Origin of the sequence: Roseovarius sp. EC-HK134, assembly GCF_902498815.1 — a bacterium.
Classification (GTDB): Bacteria; Pseudomonadota; Alphaproteobacteria; order Rhodobacterales; family Rhodobacteraceae; genus Roseovarius; species Roseovarius mucosus_A.
This window is the reverse complement of sequence record NZ_LR701544.1, coordinates 3,829,421-3,845,547: the sequence shown is the minus strand read 5'-3', so window position 1 is coordinate 3,845,547 and position 16,127 is coordinate 3,829,421. Positions and strand designations below refer to the sequence as shown.

15 protein-coding genes are annotated in these 16,127 nt (G+C 58.1%); 11 read left to right on the top strand and 4 right to left on the bottom strand.

All coding sequences use genetic code 11. From position 1 onward, the window contains the following. The first annotated feature begins 264 nt into the window (after window positions 1-264). From GC127_RS22390 to GC127_RS22370, 5 genes are all read left to right on the top strand, one after another. Entirely contained in the window at window positions 265-924 is a 660-nt protein-coding gene (locus GC127_RS22390; RefSeq protein WP_151979623.1) for a hypothetical protein, read from the top strand. A 593-nt stretch (window positions 925-1,517) separates the two neighbouring features. After that, window positions 1,518-2,198 (top strand): hypothetical protein, encoded by a 681-nt coding sequence (locus GC127_RS22385; RefSeq protein ID WP_151979624.1) that lies wholly within the window; start codon window positions 1,518-1,520, stop codon window positions 2,196-2,198. Beyond that, window positions 2,198-4,399: a DDE-type integrase/transposase/recombinase gene (locus GC127_RS22380; RefSeq protein WP_151979625.1), complete on the top strand. Its 2,202-nt coding sequence runs from the start codon at window positions 2,198-2,200 to the stop codon at window positions 4,397-4,399. Before GC127_RS22385 ends, GC127_RS22380 begins: the two co-directional genes overlap by 1 nt. Window positions 4,400-4,403: 4 nt before the next feature. Next, entirely contained in the window at window positions 4,404-5,378 is a 975-nt protein-coding gene (locus tag GC127_RS22375; RefSeq protein ID WP_199861311.1) for a TniB family NTP-binding protein, read from the top strand. Next, window positions 5,330-6,853: a TniQ family protein gene (locus GC127_RS22370; RefSeq protein ID WP_151979627.1), complete on the top strand. Its 1,524-nt coding sequence runs from the start codon at window positions 5,330-5,332 to the stop codon at window positions 6,851-6,853. Before GC127_RS22375 ends, GC127_RS22370 begins: the two co-directional genes overlap by 49 nt. A gap of 389 nt (window positions 6,854-7,242) precedes the next feature. Here GC127_RS22370 and GC127_RS22365 read toward each other — a convergent pair whose 3' ends face one another. The 4 genes from GC127_RS22365 to ccmI all read right to left on the bottom strand — a co-directional run bounded on the left by GC127_RS22365 (window position 7,243) and on the right by ccmI (window position 9,546). Next, window positions 7,243-7,485, bottom strand: a complete 243-nt coding sequence (locus tag GC127_RS22365; RefSeq protein WP_112303047.1) for a hypothetical protein — start codon at window positions 7,483-7,485, stop codon at window positions 7,243-7,245. Between the two features lie 114 nt (window positions 7,486-7,599). Continuing rightward, on the bottom strand, window positions 7,600-7,836 hold the full coding sequence (locus GC127_RS22360) for a DUF1289 domain-containing protein (RefSeq protein ID WP_081506670.1): 237 nt from the start codon (window positions 7,834-7,836) through the stop codon (window positions 7,600-7,602). Beyond that, window positions 7,826-8,308, bottom strand: a complete 483-nt coding sequence (gene ruvX, locus GC127_RS22355; protein ID WP_151979629.1) for a Holliday junction resolvase RuvX — start codon at window positions 8,306-8,308, stop codon at window positions 7,826-7,828. The genes GC127_RS22360 and ruvX overlap by 11 nt, the downstream gene beginning before the upstream one ends. Next, window positions 8,305-9,546 (bottom strand): c-type cytochrome biogenesis protein CcmI, encoded by a 1,242-nt coding sequence (gene ccmI, locus GC127_RS22350; protein ID WP_151979630.1) that lies wholly within the window; start codon window positions 9,544-9,546, stop codon window positions 8,305-8,307. Before ccmI ends, ruvX begins: the two co-directional genes overlap by 4 nt. 214 nt (window positions 9,547-9,760) lie before the next feature. Between ccmI and GC127_RS22345 the strand changes: the two genes are divergently transcribed. The 6 genes from GC127_RS22345 (at window position 9,761) to GC127_RS22320 (ending at window position 16,036) form a co-directional block, all read left to right on the top strand. Beyond that, window positions 9,761-11,005, top strand: coding sequence for a sarcosine oxidase subunit beta family protein (locus GC127_RS22345; RefSeq protein WP_037297457.1), 1,245 nt, complete (start codon window positions 9,761-9,763; stop codon window positions 11,003-11,005). Continuing rightward, window positions 11,005-11,370, top strand: coding sequence for a hypothetical protein (locus GC127_RS22340; protein ID WP_151979631.1), 366 nt, complete (start codon window positions 11,005-11,007; stop codon window positions 11,368-11,370). Before GC127_RS22345 ends, GC127_RS22340 begins: the two co-directional genes overlap by 1 nt. Next, entirely contained in the window at window positions 11,364-11,693 is a 330-nt protein-coding gene (locus GC127_RS22335; protein WP_151979632.1) for a sarcosine oxidase subunit delta, read from the top strand. The genes GC127_RS22340 and GC127_RS22335 overlap by 7 nt, the downstream gene beginning before the upstream one ends. Window positions 11,694-11,755: 62 nt before the next feature. Continuing rightward, window positions 11,756-14,767: a sarcosine oxidase subunit alpha family protein gene (locus GC127_RS22330; protein ID WP_151979633.1), complete on the top strand. Its 3,012-nt coding sequence runs from the start codon at window positions 11,756-11,758 to the stop codon at window positions 14,765-14,767. Further along, window positions 14,760-15,329, top strand: coding sequence for a sarcosine oxidase subunit gamma (locus tag GC127_RS22325; protein ID WP_151979634.1), 570 nt, complete (start codon window positions 14,760-14,762; stop codon window positions 15,327-15,329). Before GC127_RS22330 ends, GC127_RS22325 begins: the two co-directional genes overlap by 8 nt. Before the next feature lie 107 nt (window positions 15,330-15,436). Further along, a complete protein-coding gene (locus GC127_RS22320) occupies window positions 15,437-16,036 on the top strand; it encodes a superoxide dismutase (RefSeq protein ID WP_151979635.1) in 600 nt (199 codons plus the stop codon). The last annotated feature ends 91 nt before the right edge of the window (window positions 16,037-16,127 follow it).

The window sequence follows — 16,127 nt, the reverse complement described above, 5'->3', positions numbered from 1 at the left end:
AATTGGCGCACGGATACAGCCAAAAGCCCAGTGCTTACATGTAGGTAATTGTTATATTTGACTATTTCTGTGAGTAAGAAGGGGCGGTGGAGTGCAGAAGCCAAAGGTGTCCCCATTATCTCTCAATGAACGCTTTACGACTTGTGTTTAATGTTTGCATTTGGCAATTATTAAGCGTAGCGATTCGATTTCGAGATCGTCACAGTATTATTTTGCCATGCCTGTGGGAGAGACCAGATGCCGAGCCGGAAAGACACTTTGCACATGGTTGCGCCCTATCTTGGGCAGACCTTCAACTCTCTTGATGTGCTTGATCGCAGTCTTGCAGATAGGAATGTTCGGGCGCCTTTGCGGCGTGGCCGCTATCCGACAATGATGACCGCATATGACATCGCGTTGCTTGCAATGGTGTCCGTGTCCAGCAAGTCAGTGAAGGATGTTGCGGCAGATGTTTCGGAGGTCACCAACCTTCCGCTACGCAGTGGTTTACGCGAAAGCCGAGACTATGATCAGCTTGTTGCAGGCGTCGAATATACACAGGATGGTCCTCGGTTGACCCCACAGGGAATTTTGGAAGGATCGATGTTCCAGCTTTACCCCAGGGACATCCTGCCAATGGCCGCCAGCTTCGGACAGTCACTCGCACTTCTCATCGAACATCTGCCGGATGTGAAAAACTTGGACGCCAACGAGTTCAGCATCGAAATCCGCTGGGCACCGATCTCGGCGTACATCCAGTTCAAGCATGAGCGGTACAGATATCGACTGTTGTTTGGGGCAGAAGGTGGACAGAACCGAATGATGCCCGTGCGTTCGGTCACTTACAGGTTGCCCTTGATGCAGCGGCTTGCCGAAATTTATCGGATGACGACCATTCCCGCAGATTGGAAACCTGACGAATCGATACCGGAATCAAAGGGGTGACGGGGCTTCAGCAAGAGAAGTGAGGTGACTTACGGATGGATATTTTTGGGCCTGCCGCCTTTGCATTTCTTTCTCGCAGACTGCCAACTTTGCGAGAAACGGGACCTCTCATGGGGCAATCGCAAGCCATTGTGTTTCCGCGAGACAGTGGACCCATGATGTCGTGCGCCTTGGCTCAATAGTCATGCCGGAAATCATGTCGCTGCCAATTCTCGCAAGTGCATGATTTAAAACAAAATTTATTCAATATTTCCAGCTTTTCTGGTAGAAAAACTCGACCGGACTGCCCCGAGGAAGCAAAGGAACGACCTATGAGCGAGTAAAAAAAGAAAACGTCCAATCCGCGCCAACGGATGGACGTCTCCCGGACGGTTCGAAAACCACCCTTCTTCATCTGCTTTGATATCACGTGATGTCCCAGCATTCAAGGTTTTCCCCGTCCATCACCAGCTTTCCCTGACCTGTTTTCACAGGAACGGGAAAGGTCTGCGCAGGTCAGTCGATAACGGGTCTTGCCCAACCGATGATGTCGACCGGTTTCGTTGCCGACCGAAGCAGCAAGACGGATCAAAAGAGAACAATGGAATAAAACTATGGACGACCAAGAAAATCACTTGCGGAAAGTGCCAGCGAAAAGCCGTGCTGTGCGGGCGATTCCCAAGGCATCGAAGGGCCATTTTGTTGGAGAGTTGGTGTTTAATCGCGGTGATCATCCACAGCGGTTAGGCTTTGCCAGTCTTCATGAATATCGTGCGGCTTTGTGTTTGATCTACCGGCCGGATTTCCTGGACCTGGAAGAGCAACTTGCACCGCTGTACTTTTCTCTTCCTAATGGAAAACCAAGCAAACACTTCTTCGATTTTCGTCTTACCCAAAAGGGCGGGAGAAGAATCTGCATTTCTGTGAAGCGGGAGTGGGTTGCAAACACTTACAAATACCGTTCGTTAATCAAGTGTGTGCAAGAGGCAGCATGTGGAAATATTTGCGATGCAGTCATTACGATCACTGAACGAAATATTCATCCCATCCGCCTTCAGCATGCAGAATTGTTTCATGCGGCTCGAGATCCAGAACCTGAACTGGATCAAGATATCATCGCAAAGCTCCGTGAGCATGCGGGGCCTGTCTCGATCAATGAATTTCTGACGGAATCCAAGATTGGCGGCAAGGGCTTCTTCAGCGTTGCTCGTGCCATTCGATTTGGCCATGCGAAATTATTTTCATTTGAGAACATTACCGGAAAAGCCCTGATCGTAGGGTGTGAGGCTGCGTAATGGCAGTATCGTTAAAACACCGTGAGAAGATTATTCTCGAAAAGGGCTGTGATTTCTTGATCGGCAGCCGGGCTGGACGTGTGTTGGACCTGCGGCCAGAGGGTTACCTGATTTTCTGGGAGGCCTGGGCACATCCAGACACCGGGGAGGTTATTTCCTCTGATGCGGGAGTTATGTCTTATAAAGATATTGTCATTGAGGACAAAAATGGCACGCTTAAGATCTTAAATCGCCCGGGCGCTCAAATCATCGATCGCGATCGCGATCGAGTACGTCGTAGTCAGCGTACATTGGATGAAATCGCACGCATGCGGTTCAAAAAGCAATTCGTCCTCGCTGTCCATGATCTCTTGGACAACGGTGAGATGAAGCTCACTCGAGATGACTTTTGCCGGATGAGCGTCTCAATCGTAGCCCAAGGCACCCGGAGATACACCGAATATCTTGCATCAATGTCGATGCGTGAAGTCAAACGCGGTGGCGCAAAAGTTGTTAAAAGTAAGGTCGACCAGCAGCGTAGCATTGAGTTTCATCAAGGCTTCAAGAATGGTCAAACTTTTTGGAAGTGGTATCAGCAGTGGCTTGTGAATGGGGAAGAAGGGCTTTTCGATAAGTATCGTAATTGCGGGAAATATGGTCGATACTCGGATCTGACCGAACTTTTTTGTCAAAGGATCATGGATTCCCTCTGGGACCAGGAGCGTCCGACGATCAAGTCTATGGTTGAGAGTGTTCAGGCCGCAATTGATGCTGAAAATGAACGTCGAGAGCGTCTGCCGATTCCTGCCGGAAAACTCCCCATGGTTGGGTATGATTATGTCTTGGGTTTGATCAAAAAATACGCACCGATCGATAGTGCGATCCGCCAAAAAGGTTGGGATCAAGCATACAAGGATATGCATTCCATTGGTGTTGGGGTCGAAGTTTGTCGTCTTCTACAACGAGTGGAAGTTGACGAGTATACTGCGGACCTGTTCGTCCTTTTCGAGAGAACCGGGCTTTTCGATCATCTGCCAGAGGCTGTTAAAAACCTTTTGCAGCTGGACGGCTCGGCAAGACGCTTTACGCTGTCAGCGGCGATCGACGTTCACACAAGATGCCTTCTTGCCCTGCAAATTGTGCCCGCCGGTATTGAGAGCCCGCTCCGCCATACCCTCGAAATGATCTACACGGACAAGTCACCGATTGCCGACGCCGCCGGCGCCAAGTTCGGATGGCCCATGGCGGGCGCTCCCGAGTCAATCGTTCTTGATCGAGGCGCTGGTTATATCACCGATGACGCGTATGATATCCTTGCCGATCTAGGCATTACCAACCTTGGTGCCCCGGCCGGCAAGCCATGGTTGAAACCCTTCATCGAGCGGGTTTTCAGGACGATCCATAGTGATCTTCTGCTTCGTTTTTCCGGCCGAGCCTTCAGCAATGTGGTTGAACGGGGCGAGAACGATGGTGCAGCTCGTGCCACTTTGACTTTGGAAGCTTTTCTCGGCTGGCTGGTCCGTTGGACCGTAGATGCCTATCATACCCGGTCACACACGGCTTTGGGTATGTCCCCGGCGCAGGCCTGGGAAAAGGCGGCCAAGGAGTGCGCCCCGCGATTTTTGAGCAGCGGCGAAATGCGTGAAGTTTTCGGCTCTCGGACAACCAGAAAACTTGGACGGCAGGGCGTTCTGGTCGAGCATGTTCAGTACCAGAATAGCAAGTCCATGAAAATGTTGGCGACGCTTGGTGAGGTCGATGTCGAGGTGCTGCGCTGGCACGGAGATATCGGGACTATCAGTATCAGGGCCAATGGTGGGCAATGGGAGGCTGTCACAGCGGCTAATTCTATGTGGATCGGCAAGACAGGTAGCGAACTCCAGGCTTGGTTATCTGAACGCCAAGGACAAACCGAAGATGAACGGATTGCTCGGCGAAACTTTGTTAACAATGTGAATTCGGAGTCTATCCGTTTGAAAAAGCTGGAGGGACTCATTTCATTACCCAAGTCATTGCCGGATCACGAACACGATTCAAAGCGTTTCTCACGCTTCGCGGATACGGCCGAACGTCGGCACGAATTTGGTCCCTTCGACGACGTTCTGAGTGAACTTGATGCCGCACCCGATGTCGATCACCGCTTTACGGGCGGGGCTGAGGGAACACCTGCTCCGTCCCCTGACGGCTCCGCAACAATTTCTGACGATGATTCAATGGAGTAGGGAGATGACCCAAGAAGCAGAGCTTCAAAACATGACAATTCCACAAAAGCTGAATTGGCTTCAGGATCGATATTGGCGGTTCGGTCAGGATGAGGCTTTTGAAGACCATCTGCGGGATCTTTATGACGTAGATGACAACGGTCTGATGACGGCCAATCCCCGCCGAGATCCACTGACCGACGAGACCGCTGGTTTGATGGTTCTGGGGGGGACTGGAAATGGCAAGTCCGCAATGCTCAAGCGGGCGTTGCGTGCCAATCCAGTCTTAACCGAGTTCAGCGTTGAAAATCCGGGTAACACCTTGTTCATCACCGTGCCGCCGGAGGCAACAATCAAAAAGGTTGCCGAGATCATTCTAGAGAAAACTGGCTACACAAAGATTGACAGAAAGCTGCGTGCTGCTGACGCATGGGAAATTGCACGGCACCGTTTTGGGTTGGTCGGGATCAAAACCCTTATGATTGATGAATGCCATCATATCCTTCGTGCAGGTCCTGGCCGTGACGTCCTGGCTGCAATCCAATCGCTGAAGCATATCATGCAGTCCAAGCCGGGGGTCGCCTTGGTTATTGCAGGTGTACCCAGTCTGCAGCAGGCGATCATGTCCGAACCTTCGGGCGAAACCTATCGGCGGTTCGGGGAATATCACCTTTCACGCATTCGAGAAGGGACCCGCTCTGCAGAATTGTTCGCTGTGAATTTCGCCAAATCAGCCAATCAACTTGGAATTCATGTGACCGAGAAGGATGCCTTTGTTGAACGTGTCCTGTTCGCACAGGGAGGCGAGGTCGGGCTTTGTGTCGCCCTTGCAAAAGACATTCTACGAGATGCAGTCATTCGGAAACTCGATGTGCTTTCCCTCGAACATGCGGAGCGTGTCTACCTGAAAAAGAACGGCGATCGCTCCGTCACGCCATTTGCGTCAAGGGCATGGAGCAAGGTGCTGGAAGATCTTCAGTCAATCGGGTGGGGGCGGTGATGGACTTGTGGCCGCGCCTTCCCATCGACACTGAGGAAACGTTGCTGTCATATGCTGACAGGTTGTCTGTTATGCACACCGGCCGCGGCATGCCGCGTCTGCTCGCGGATCTGGGCATTCACAAGGAACATTTCATTTCGGGTCGGCCAGATGCGATCAGGCAACTGGCAGCCGCCATTAAGGTTGCACCGAAATCCGTGGAAGATGCTTCCATCCGCGTTCTGCAGCGCACTGGATTGTTTCGGGGCGAGGCTATCTCCAAGACGTTCTTGTCGCCCCGCACCGCAAAGTACTGCCCCAAGTGCATCGAGGAAGACGGTGCAAGGCATGATCGAAAATTTCGTTTGATCTGGGGCTTTCGCCACGTCGCCCGGTGCCAAAAGCATGGCCTTTGGCTTGTGGAGGCACCTGTCAAGAACGCTATCGACATGCGTTGCGGTATCGGCGGTGCCCCACTTGGCCCAGTGAGCCAGGCCCACGATCATGCGCCAGAATATCTCGGTTGGTTGCTGACCCAGATTCATGTGGGGCGAGGTGCGCAAGAGGCGTGGCTTCACGGCCAAACACTGGAACAGGTCCTTGCAGCATCGGAGATGCTGGGTGCTGTTCTCGAATATGGGCATGGCGCTCGCGTGACGAAACTGCTGCCTGCGCAGACAGAGGAGGTAACGGATATTGGCTTTTCAATCTACAAGGAGGGTCCGGATGCAATTACAGAAGCTTTGGACACCATTCGCAAAACTTCCCCTGCAACTGCGGTTCAGGCTGGCCCTTTGGCATTTTATGGTAAACTTTATGACTGGCTGGATCGCCGCAGCAATGCGATCGATCCTGGGCCGATCCGCGATATCTTGCGTGATCACATCGTCAAGCATTCCGCTGTCGAGCCTGGAACCAAAGTTCTGGGTGTTGCGATCACAGCACGACGCTATCACACGCTCTACAGCTTGTCAGCTGCCGTCGGGATTGAGCGGCCGCGACTGTCTCGTTTACTTCGAAAGCTTGGGGAAATCCCAGAGACGGCAGGAGAGGTTGAAGCGGGCAACATCGTGTTTGAAGCGGTCAAGACGGTTGACCTTATCAACGCGTTCAAGACGTCAATTCCACTGGACTCTGTCCCCGGCTATCTGGGTGCAAGCAAACGTCAAGTCGAAACCCTATACCGGGAAGGTATCATTTATCCGGTTGTGCCCCGCACAAGCCGGGGTTCCGTCCGGCAAGTTGTGTTTGCAAAAGATCACCTAGATCTGCTGCTCGCGACAATCAACGCCATCCCTGAGTTGCCACGAGAGGTGGACGAAGGCTCGTGGCATTCGGTTTCATATGCTTGCCAGCGAGGGGCTGGCAAATTTGAGTATGTTTTTCGCAAAATCCTTGTGGGCAAGGTCAAGTGCTTCCGCGACCCGGCTCATGATGGGATCGGTGCGATCCGTCTAGATGTAAACGGACTGCTCCGGCGAAGATTGGCAGCCTGAAGTTAATCGAGATTGTTGAACACCAGCCCGCTTCGGCGGGTTTTTTTTATTGTGTTTTCCTGACCTTCGCGGCATCTTTGCCCCGATCCGGTGCAATCTTTGCCCCCAGATCGAAAAAGCCAAAAATAAGGTGTTGATTTCATTTGCCTTTTCAGGACACTTCGTATCAACTTAAGCCGGATTTACACACGTTTCGTCTGATCAGGTTCACACCGCCCCGGCCCCAGAGCCGGGGCCTCTGCGCTGACCCGGCGAGGTCCCGGATCAAGTCCGGGACGGGTGCGGTTTCGATAGGGTGTAACGTGCTTTAAGCAGCCAGCCCCGGCACAGAACGCGAAACGCCCCGGAAATCTTCCGGGGCGGTTTCGTTTTCAGCGTTGATCCTGAACTCAAGCGGCGCGGAACAGGTCCGAGCGTGCCGCAAGATCAGCCACCAATGTGTCGCGCTTAAGACCAAGGGCTGCAAGCCGCTGATCGCTCGCCATTGACAGCGTTTCAACCTCATGGGCGAAGCGGTTGGCGGCAACGACCGACTTGAAGAAACCGTCGATCAGGCGCAGCGGCGCCAATACAAAGCGCCCGACATTCCCAAACCCCGGTGCCGGAACATTACTGTGGGACGAATAGGCCATAACTGTGCTCTCCTGAGAATGCCGCATCTGCAACATAATCTATGTTGCGGCGCAGCATTTTTCCATACCACAGTATGCAAACCCGCTCTGCGCGGGCGGCATGGCTGGCGATGTTTAAACCTCTCCAACCCGTGCCGCGCGCCCACCGCGGCGCTTGCGCAGCAGGGAGGCACGGTCGGGCAGCGCCTCCATGATCGCGCGCCGCTCGTCCGGGGCCATTTTGGTCCAGCGGGTGATCTCGTCGATCGAGCGAAGGCATCCCGTGCAAATCCGCGCCTGCGGATGCACCACACAGATTTTCACGCAAGGGCTCTCGACTTCATTGCGTGCCCATGGGCTTTCATCTGTCATGCTCTGCCCTCATATGCCCCATCCGGTCCAACACCCCTTGCAGGATATAGGCCGCCGCGATGTTGTCGATAACCTGCATACGACGCTTTCGTGTCGCATCCGCCTCCAAAAGCGCCCTTTCCGCGGCAACAGTCGACAGCCGCTCATCCCAATAGCCAATCGGCACCTCTGTCAGGCGAGCCAAATTGCGGGCAAACGCGCGGGTGGATTGCGCGCGCGGCCCCTCGCTGCCGTCCATATTGCGCGGCAGGCCAAGGATGATCCCGCCCACCTCGCGCCCCGCCACGATCTGCAACAGACGCGCGGCATCGTCGGTAAACTTCACCCGCTTCACGGTCTCATGCGGGCTTGCCACCGACCAGAGCCGGTCTGACAGCGCCACGCCAATCGTCTTGGTGCCCAGATCAAGGCCCATGATCGCCCGCCCCTGCGGCAGGGCTGCGGCGAACGCTGCGATCTCCTCAAGGATCATTCCGCGACGCCCGCGCTTGCCGCAGCAGCGCGCACCACCGCCAAACGCTCTGGCGCATCTGCAAAGACCGCCTGCGCCTCGGTCCAGACCTCTTGCGCCTTATCTTGTTCCCCCAACACGCCATAGGCATTGATCAGCCGCGCCCAATCCTGCTCGGTGCCGCCCTGCGTGGCCAGCCGCTGCGCAAGGCCCGCCACCATGCCGCGGATCATCTCTTGCTGCGCTTCCGGGTCCATATCCTGTGCCGCAGCGATATCCGCCGCCGATGGCCCCGGCGCATTGGGCGCGTCCTGCTCGGGCGGCAGCGTATACCGCACCCCGGCGCGCCCCGCCAATTCCTCGATCTGCGCCCGGATGGTGGGCACCCAAGGGGCCTCTGGCGTGCTCTCGTTCAGCAGCGCCTCCCATAGGCGGAACGCCGCATCGGGCCGATCCACCTGCATCATGTAGAGCCCAAGGTAAAACCGCGATGACGGCTCTCGCCCATCCCGCTCCAAGGCCGCGCGCAACGCTGTCTCCGCCTCCGACGACACATAGCCGCCGCTGGCATTGATCATCAGATCCGCCAGCATGGCATAATCCGCCGCACTCGCCGCCTCACCCTTGACCGCAATCAACTGCGCTTGCGCCTGCCGCGCCGCCACCAGATTGCCCAGCGCCGCCTCGCTGCGCACCAAGAACCGCAATCCTTGCTGATCCTCGGGCCGCTCTGCCACGGTCTTGCGCAACTGCTCGATCAGCTTGATGTAATCCTCGTTCGTGCCCTCGGGCACCCCGGTCTCGCCGGGGCCAAATCGCTCCTCTGCCGCCGCCTGATCCAGCCGCGCCGCCCGCGCCGCATCCGAGGCCGCAATCCGCGCCGCCATCGGCAAATCCTGATAGCCCGGCGCGCCGATCCTGTCATAGATCAGAACACCGCCGCCCGCGATCACCGCCACGATCACCCCTGCCATGATCACGCCCGCGCCGCGCGGCTGCCCCCCGCTTTCGCCGCCCTGACGCAATTGCGCATCCGCCGCCAGCACTTTGCGCGAAATCTCGGCCCGCAGCCGCTCGGCATCCTCTGCCGCGATCACGCCGCGCGCGGTGTCGCGCTCGATCTCTTTCAACTGATCCCGGTAGACCTGCAAATCATAGGCGGCAGGCGGCGCTTCGCCGATCCGCCCGCGCAGCAGCACAAGGCCCAGAACGGCACTCACGCCAATCGCCAAACCCGCAACGATGATCCAGAAACCCATGTCTTTTCCTTCTATGTTGCTCTCATGTAACCGCCCATGCGCCCGGAAAAAAGGGCCAAGCCGTCGCATCCGCGCGCCCAGCCCGCGCCCCGATGTCGCAATGTCGCTATTGATACCGTTTCCGCCGCCCGGAGTATCCTTTCAACCGGCCAGCTGACGCATTACGGTGCCAGTCGCATCCAAGCCCGAATCCCGCCAACTCCAGAGAGCGCGCATGAAACACTATTCCGCCTTTGCCGTCGCCCGAGAGGCCCTCCGCTACCACATGGGATGGGAGCGCGCTTGGGCCTCGCCCGAGCCGAAAAAGAAATACGATGTCATCATCGTCGGCGCTGGGGGTCACGGCCTCGCCACCGCCTATTACTTGGGCAAGAATTTTGGCATCACCAATGTCGCGGTGCTGGAAAAGGGCTGGCTTGGGGGCGGCAACACGGGCCGCAACACCACCATCATCCGCTCGAATTACCTGCAAGACCCCTCTGCCGCGATCTATGAAAAATCGCGCAGCCTGTATGAGACCCTCTCGCAGGACTTCAACTACAACATCATGTTCAGCCCCCGTGGCCTGATCATGCTGGCCCAGACCGAACACGAGGTGCGCGGCTACCTGCGCACGGCCCATGCCAACGCCCTGCAAGGCGTCTCGACCGAATTCATCTCGGCAGCCCGCGTCAAAGAGATTGTCCCGATCATCAATCTCGACGGGCCGCGCTATCCGGTGCTCGGCGGCCTCTATCAGGCGCGCGGCGGCACGGCACGCCACGATGCGGTGGCATGGGGCTATGCCCGCGCCTGTTCCGCCATGGGCATGCATATCCTGCAAAAATGCGAAGTCACCGGCATCTCGCGCGAGAATGGCCGCGTGACGGGTGTGACCACCAATCGTGGCGACATCGGCTGCGATAAACTTGGCATCGTCGTCGCGGGCCACTCCGGCCACCTCGCCGATATGGCGGGCTTCCGCCTCCCCATCGAATCCGTCGCCCTTCAGGCGCTGGTGTCGGAACCGATCAAACCCTGCATGGATTGCGTCGTCATGGCCAACACCGTGCATGGCTATATGTCGCAATCCGACAAGGGCGAAATGGTTATTGGCGGCGGCACCGACGGCTATAACAACTACACGCAGCGCGGCTCGTTCCACCATATCGAGGAAACCGTGCGCGCGCTCATCGAGACCTTCCCGATGGTCGCCCGCCTCAAGATGCTGCGCCAATGGGGCGGCATCGTCGACGTCACCGGCGACCGCTCGCCGATCCTCAGCAAAACCCCGGTCGATGGCATCTTCATCAACTGCGGCTGGGGCACCGGCGGCTTCAAGGCCATCCCCGGCTCCGGCTGGGGCTTTGCCGAACTGATGGCCAAGGGCCACTCGCCCCTCTGCGACGAATTCGGCCTCGACCGCTTCTATCAGGGCCGGTTCATTGATGAATCCGTCGCGGCAGGGGTGGCGCATTGATGGCTGAGGTGAGCTTAGAGGACTTTGTTTACGAAACATTGATGGCAATCTCGAAGGCAGTCTCGAGAGCGCAAGATGATAGTAAAGAAGCCAACGCAATTCCAATAGCTTTGCATTCTGTAGGTGCCAAAGAGGTCGAAAAAGGCGAGCAACTAGTTTCGTTTTCAGTGAGCGTGCAAGCCGAAGGAAAAAAGGGAGCAAAAGGCGGAGTGAATGCGAAAGCTAGCATGATTTCCGTGGTGACAGGAAAAGTCAGTGCTGAAGGGCACATCGAAAAGGCCAATTCCCGTCTCCACTCCATTGAGTTTGCCGTGCCAATGTATTTCAACTCCCGTTGGCAGAAGAAGGATGAATCCAAATGCTGATCCTCACCTGCCCCTGCTGCGGCGTAACGGGCGAAGAGACCGAATTCCACCAAGGCGGCGAGGCGCATCTCAAGCGCTTTGGCCCCGGCTCGGCGGACGATGACTTCCACACCTATATGTTCGCCAAGGAAAACCCCAAAGGCGCGCATTTCGAACGCTGGCGGCATAACAACGGCTGCGGCAAGTGGTTCATCATGGCCCGCGATACCGTAACCCTCGAGGTCTACGGCAGCTATCCCGCCCAGACCCACGAGCCGCCCCAGCATATCCGCGATGCGATCACCGCCAAACGCCCCGGCTGGACATGGCGCGACTTCGCATGAGCCTTCACCGTTCCAAACATACTCACAACACCACGCCCGCACCGGGCACGAGGGTTTAAGACATGAGCACGCGTCTGGCCAAGGGTGGCCGCCTCCTCGACAAGGGCCGCGCCCTTCACTTCACCTTCAACGGCAAACGCCTCAAGGGCCATGCCGGCGATACACTCGCCTCGGCCCTTCTGGCCAATGATCAGATGCTGGTCGGGCGCTCGTTCAAATACCACCGCCCGCGTGGCATCGTGGCAAGCGGTGCCGAAGAACCCAACGCGCTCGTCCATCTGGGCGAGGGGGCCCGCATGGAGCCCAACCAGCGCGTCACCACGACCGAGCTTTTCGACGGTCTGACCTGCACCAGCCAGAACCACTGGCCCAGCCTTGAGTATGACATCGGCGCGGTCAACACGCATCTCGCGCGCTTCCTGCCCGCGGGCTTTTACTACAAGATGTTCATCCACCCGCGCCCCTTCTGGAAACATGTCTACGAGCCGTTCATCCGCCAATCGGCAGGCTTGGGTAAGGCCACCAACCCCGGCGATCCTGACCGGTATGAGCATTTCTATCACTTCTGCGACGTGGCCGTGATCGGCGGCGGTGTGGCCGGTCTGCAAGCGGCAGTTGCCGCAGCCGAGGCCGGGGCCAAGGTCATGCTGATGGAACAAACCGCCCATTGGGGCGGCCGCGCGCCGGTTGACGGCGGCGAGATTGACGGCCAGCCCGCCGACGACTGGATCACCGCCACACTCGCCAAACTGCGCGACATGCCCAATGTCACCCTGCGCCTGCGCTGCATGGGGGCAGGGGTCTATGACCACGGCTATCTCTTGGGCTACGAGCGCGTGAATGACCACGCGCCCAGCACCGATACCCCCCGCCACCGCCTCTGGCGCATCCGCGCAGGCCAAATCATCACCGCCACCGGCGCGATTGAACGCCCGCTCAGCTTTGCGGGCAATGACATCCCCGGCGTGATGCTGGCCTCTGCCATCCGCGATTATGCGGTGAATTACGGCGTTTCCATCGGCGACCGCACCGTGGTTGTCACCAATAACGATGACGCCTACCGCACCGCGATCACGCTCAAGAAATTCGGCCTCGAAATCCCCGCCATCCTTGATGCCCGCCAATCGGGCGGCGGCGCGCTTGCGGCAGAGGCCCGCGCGCTTGGCATCCGGGTCGAAAACGGCAAGGGCATCGCCAAGGTCAAAGGCGGCAAGCGCGTGACCGGCGTCGCCATCTGCGCCCAAGCCGGCGAAGGCGCTGTGCTGGAAGAGATCAAATGCGACGCGGTCGCCATGTCCGGTGGCTGGTCGCCCGTGGTCCATCTCTGGTCCCATTGTGGCGGCAAACTCCTCTGGGATAGCGCGCAGGCGCATTTCCGCCCCGACCCCGCCAACCCCCCGCGCGGCGCGAAAGGAGAGGCGTTTGTGGTCGTCGCAGGCTCGGCCAACGGCAACCTTGATCTCGCGGCCACGCTCACCGACGCCGACACCGCAGGCAAGACGGCAGCGGCGGCCATGGGCCACAAGCCCAAATCTACCAAGGCCCCCACCGCCACCGCCACAGATGAGGCGGCACTCGAGGCGGTCTGGCTCATGCCCCAAGGCGCCAATATCAAGCTGCGGATGAAATCTTGGCTCGATTACCAGAACGATGTGAAAGTGTCCGACGTCCAGTTGGCCGCCCGCGAAGGCTACGAATCCGTCGAGCATGCCAAGCGGTATACCACGCTCGGCATGGCCACCGATCAGGGTAAGCTCAGCAATATCAATGGCTTGGCGATCCTCTCGGATGCCCTTGGCCAGCCCATCCCGCAGACCGGCACCACCACCTTCCGCCCGCCCTATACGCCGATTTCCCTGTCGGCCATCGCAGGGGCGGCGCGCGACGCCGTGTTCCAGCCGATCCGCAAAACCCCGATCCATGGCTGGCACGAGGCCAATGGTGCGCATTTCGAACCCGTCGGCCAGTGGCGACGCCCCTATTGCTTCCCCAAGGGCGAGGAAACCCACCGCGACGCCGTCAACCGCGAGATCAACCAGACCCGTGCGCGCCTTGGCCTGCTTGATGCCTCCACCTTGGGCAAGATCATCGTCAAAGGGCCGGACGCAGGCCGCTTCCTCGACATGCTCTACACCAATGTCATGAGCAGCCTGAAGCCCGGCAAATGCCGCTATGGCCTCATGTGTAATGAAAACGGCTTCCTGATGGATGACGGCGTGGTTGCCCGCATCGACGAAGACACCTTCCTCTGCCACACCACCACCGGCGGCGCGGAATCGATCCACGGGCATATGGAGGATTGGCTGCAATGCGAATGGTGGGATTGGAAGGTCTACACCGCCAATGTCACCGAGCAATATGCGCAAATCGCCGTCGTCGGTCCCAAGGGCCGCGAAACGCTGGCGAAACTCACCTCCGATGATCTCAGCAATGACGCGCTGCCGTTCATGGGCTGGGCCGATCTTACGCTCGCGGGCATGCCGGTGCGCGCCTATCGCATCTCCTTCTCGGGGGAACTCAGCTACGAATTGGCCGTTCCCGCCAGCCACGGCCGCGCCCTCTGGGATGCACTCTTAGAGGCCGGGGCAGAGCATAGCGTAACGACCTATGGCACCGAAGGCCTGCACGTCATGCGCGCCGAAAAGGGTTTCATCATGATCGGCGATGAAACCGACGGCACGGTGATCCCGCAAGACCTGGGCATGGGCTGGGCCATTTCCAAGAAAAAAGACGACTACCTCGGCAAACGCGCGCAGGAACGCTCGCATATGGCCGATCCCAACCGCTGGAAATTGGTGGGTCTGGAAACGCTCGACGGCTCTGTTCTGCCCGATGGGGCCTATGCCACCGCCCCCGGTCACAACGCCAATGGTCAGCGCATGACCCAAGGCCGCGTTACCTCGACCTATTTCTCGCCCACCCTCGGGCGCGGCATAGCCATGGGTCTGGTGCATAACGGCCCGGACCGCATGGGCGATGTGCTCGATTTCCCAAAGGTGGACGGCGGCATCATCAAGGCCAAGATCGTCGATCCGATTTTCTTCGATAAGGACGGGGAGAAACAGAATGTCTAACGCCGTGACCGCCCTCAACGGGGCCAACTATCAGGGCCTCGCCACCATCGCGGATCAGGGCCTGACCGGCATGATCACCCTGCGCGGCGATCTTGCCAGCGCGGGGATCAAGGCTGCGGTCAAATCCGCCACCGACCTCGATGTTCCCGCCCAGCGTCAGGCGCTGATGGGCAAGGGCACTGCCGCCCTCTGGATGTCACCCGACGAACTTCTGCTTCTGTGCCCCTACGCCGAGGTGAGCACGCGAATCGCCGGTATCGAAGCCGCGCTCAAGGGCCAGCATTTCCTTGCCGTTAACGTTTCGGACGCCCGCACCTTCCTGCGCATCTCCGGCAGCGGCGCGCGCGAGGTTCTGGCCAAGCTCTGCCCGGTCGATCTCTCGCCCGAGGCGTTCACCCCCGGCATGTTCCGCCGCACCCGCATGGCACAAGTGCCGGCCGCCTTCTGGCTGGATGAAACCGGCACATTCCACCTGATCTGCTTCCGTTCGGTCGCAGACTACGCCTTTGAACTTCTCAAGGTCTCGGCCCAACCGGGCGGCGAGGTCGGGCTTTACGCCTGACCAAGCCTTCCTGACTGAAAAACTCCGATATACGGGGTTGACCTTTGCCGGGTCGCCCCACCATGTAGGGGCATCGGAACGAGAACCTCAACAAACAGGGGGCCCAAATGGCTTTTGAACTTCCCGACCTTCCCTATGCCCATGACGCGCTGGCCGCTCACGGCATGTCTGCTGAAACCCTCGAATATCACCACGACCTGCACCACAAGGCCTATGTCGACAACGGCAACAAGCTGATCGCGGGCACCGAATGGGATGGCAAGTCGCTCGAGGACATCATCACCGGCACCTATGACAAATCCGCCGTGGCGCAGTCGGGCATCTTCAACAACATCAGCCAGCTCTGGAATCACAACCAGTTCTGGGAAATGATGAGCCCGACCAAAACCGGCATGCCCGGCGAATTGGAAAAGGCCCTGACCGAGAGCTTCGGTTCGGTCGACAAATTCAAAGAGGCGTTTTCCGCCGCCGGTGCCGGTCAGTTCGGCTCGGGCTGGTGCTGGCTCGTCAAAGACGCGGATGGCGCACTCAAGGTCACCAAGACCGAGAATGGCGTCAACCCGCTCTGCTTCGGCCAGACAGCGCTTCTGGGCTGCGACGTGTGGGAACATTCCTACTACATCGACTTTCGCAACAAGCGCCCGGCCTATCTGACCAACTTCCTCGACAATCTGGTCAACTGGGAAAACGTCGCTTCGCGGATGTGATCGACCTTCAGTCTTACGCCAAAGCCCCCCACTCCATCGTGGGGGGCTTTTGCTTTTGAAGGTCCTGAAACACCGCTACGCATCCGTTCCC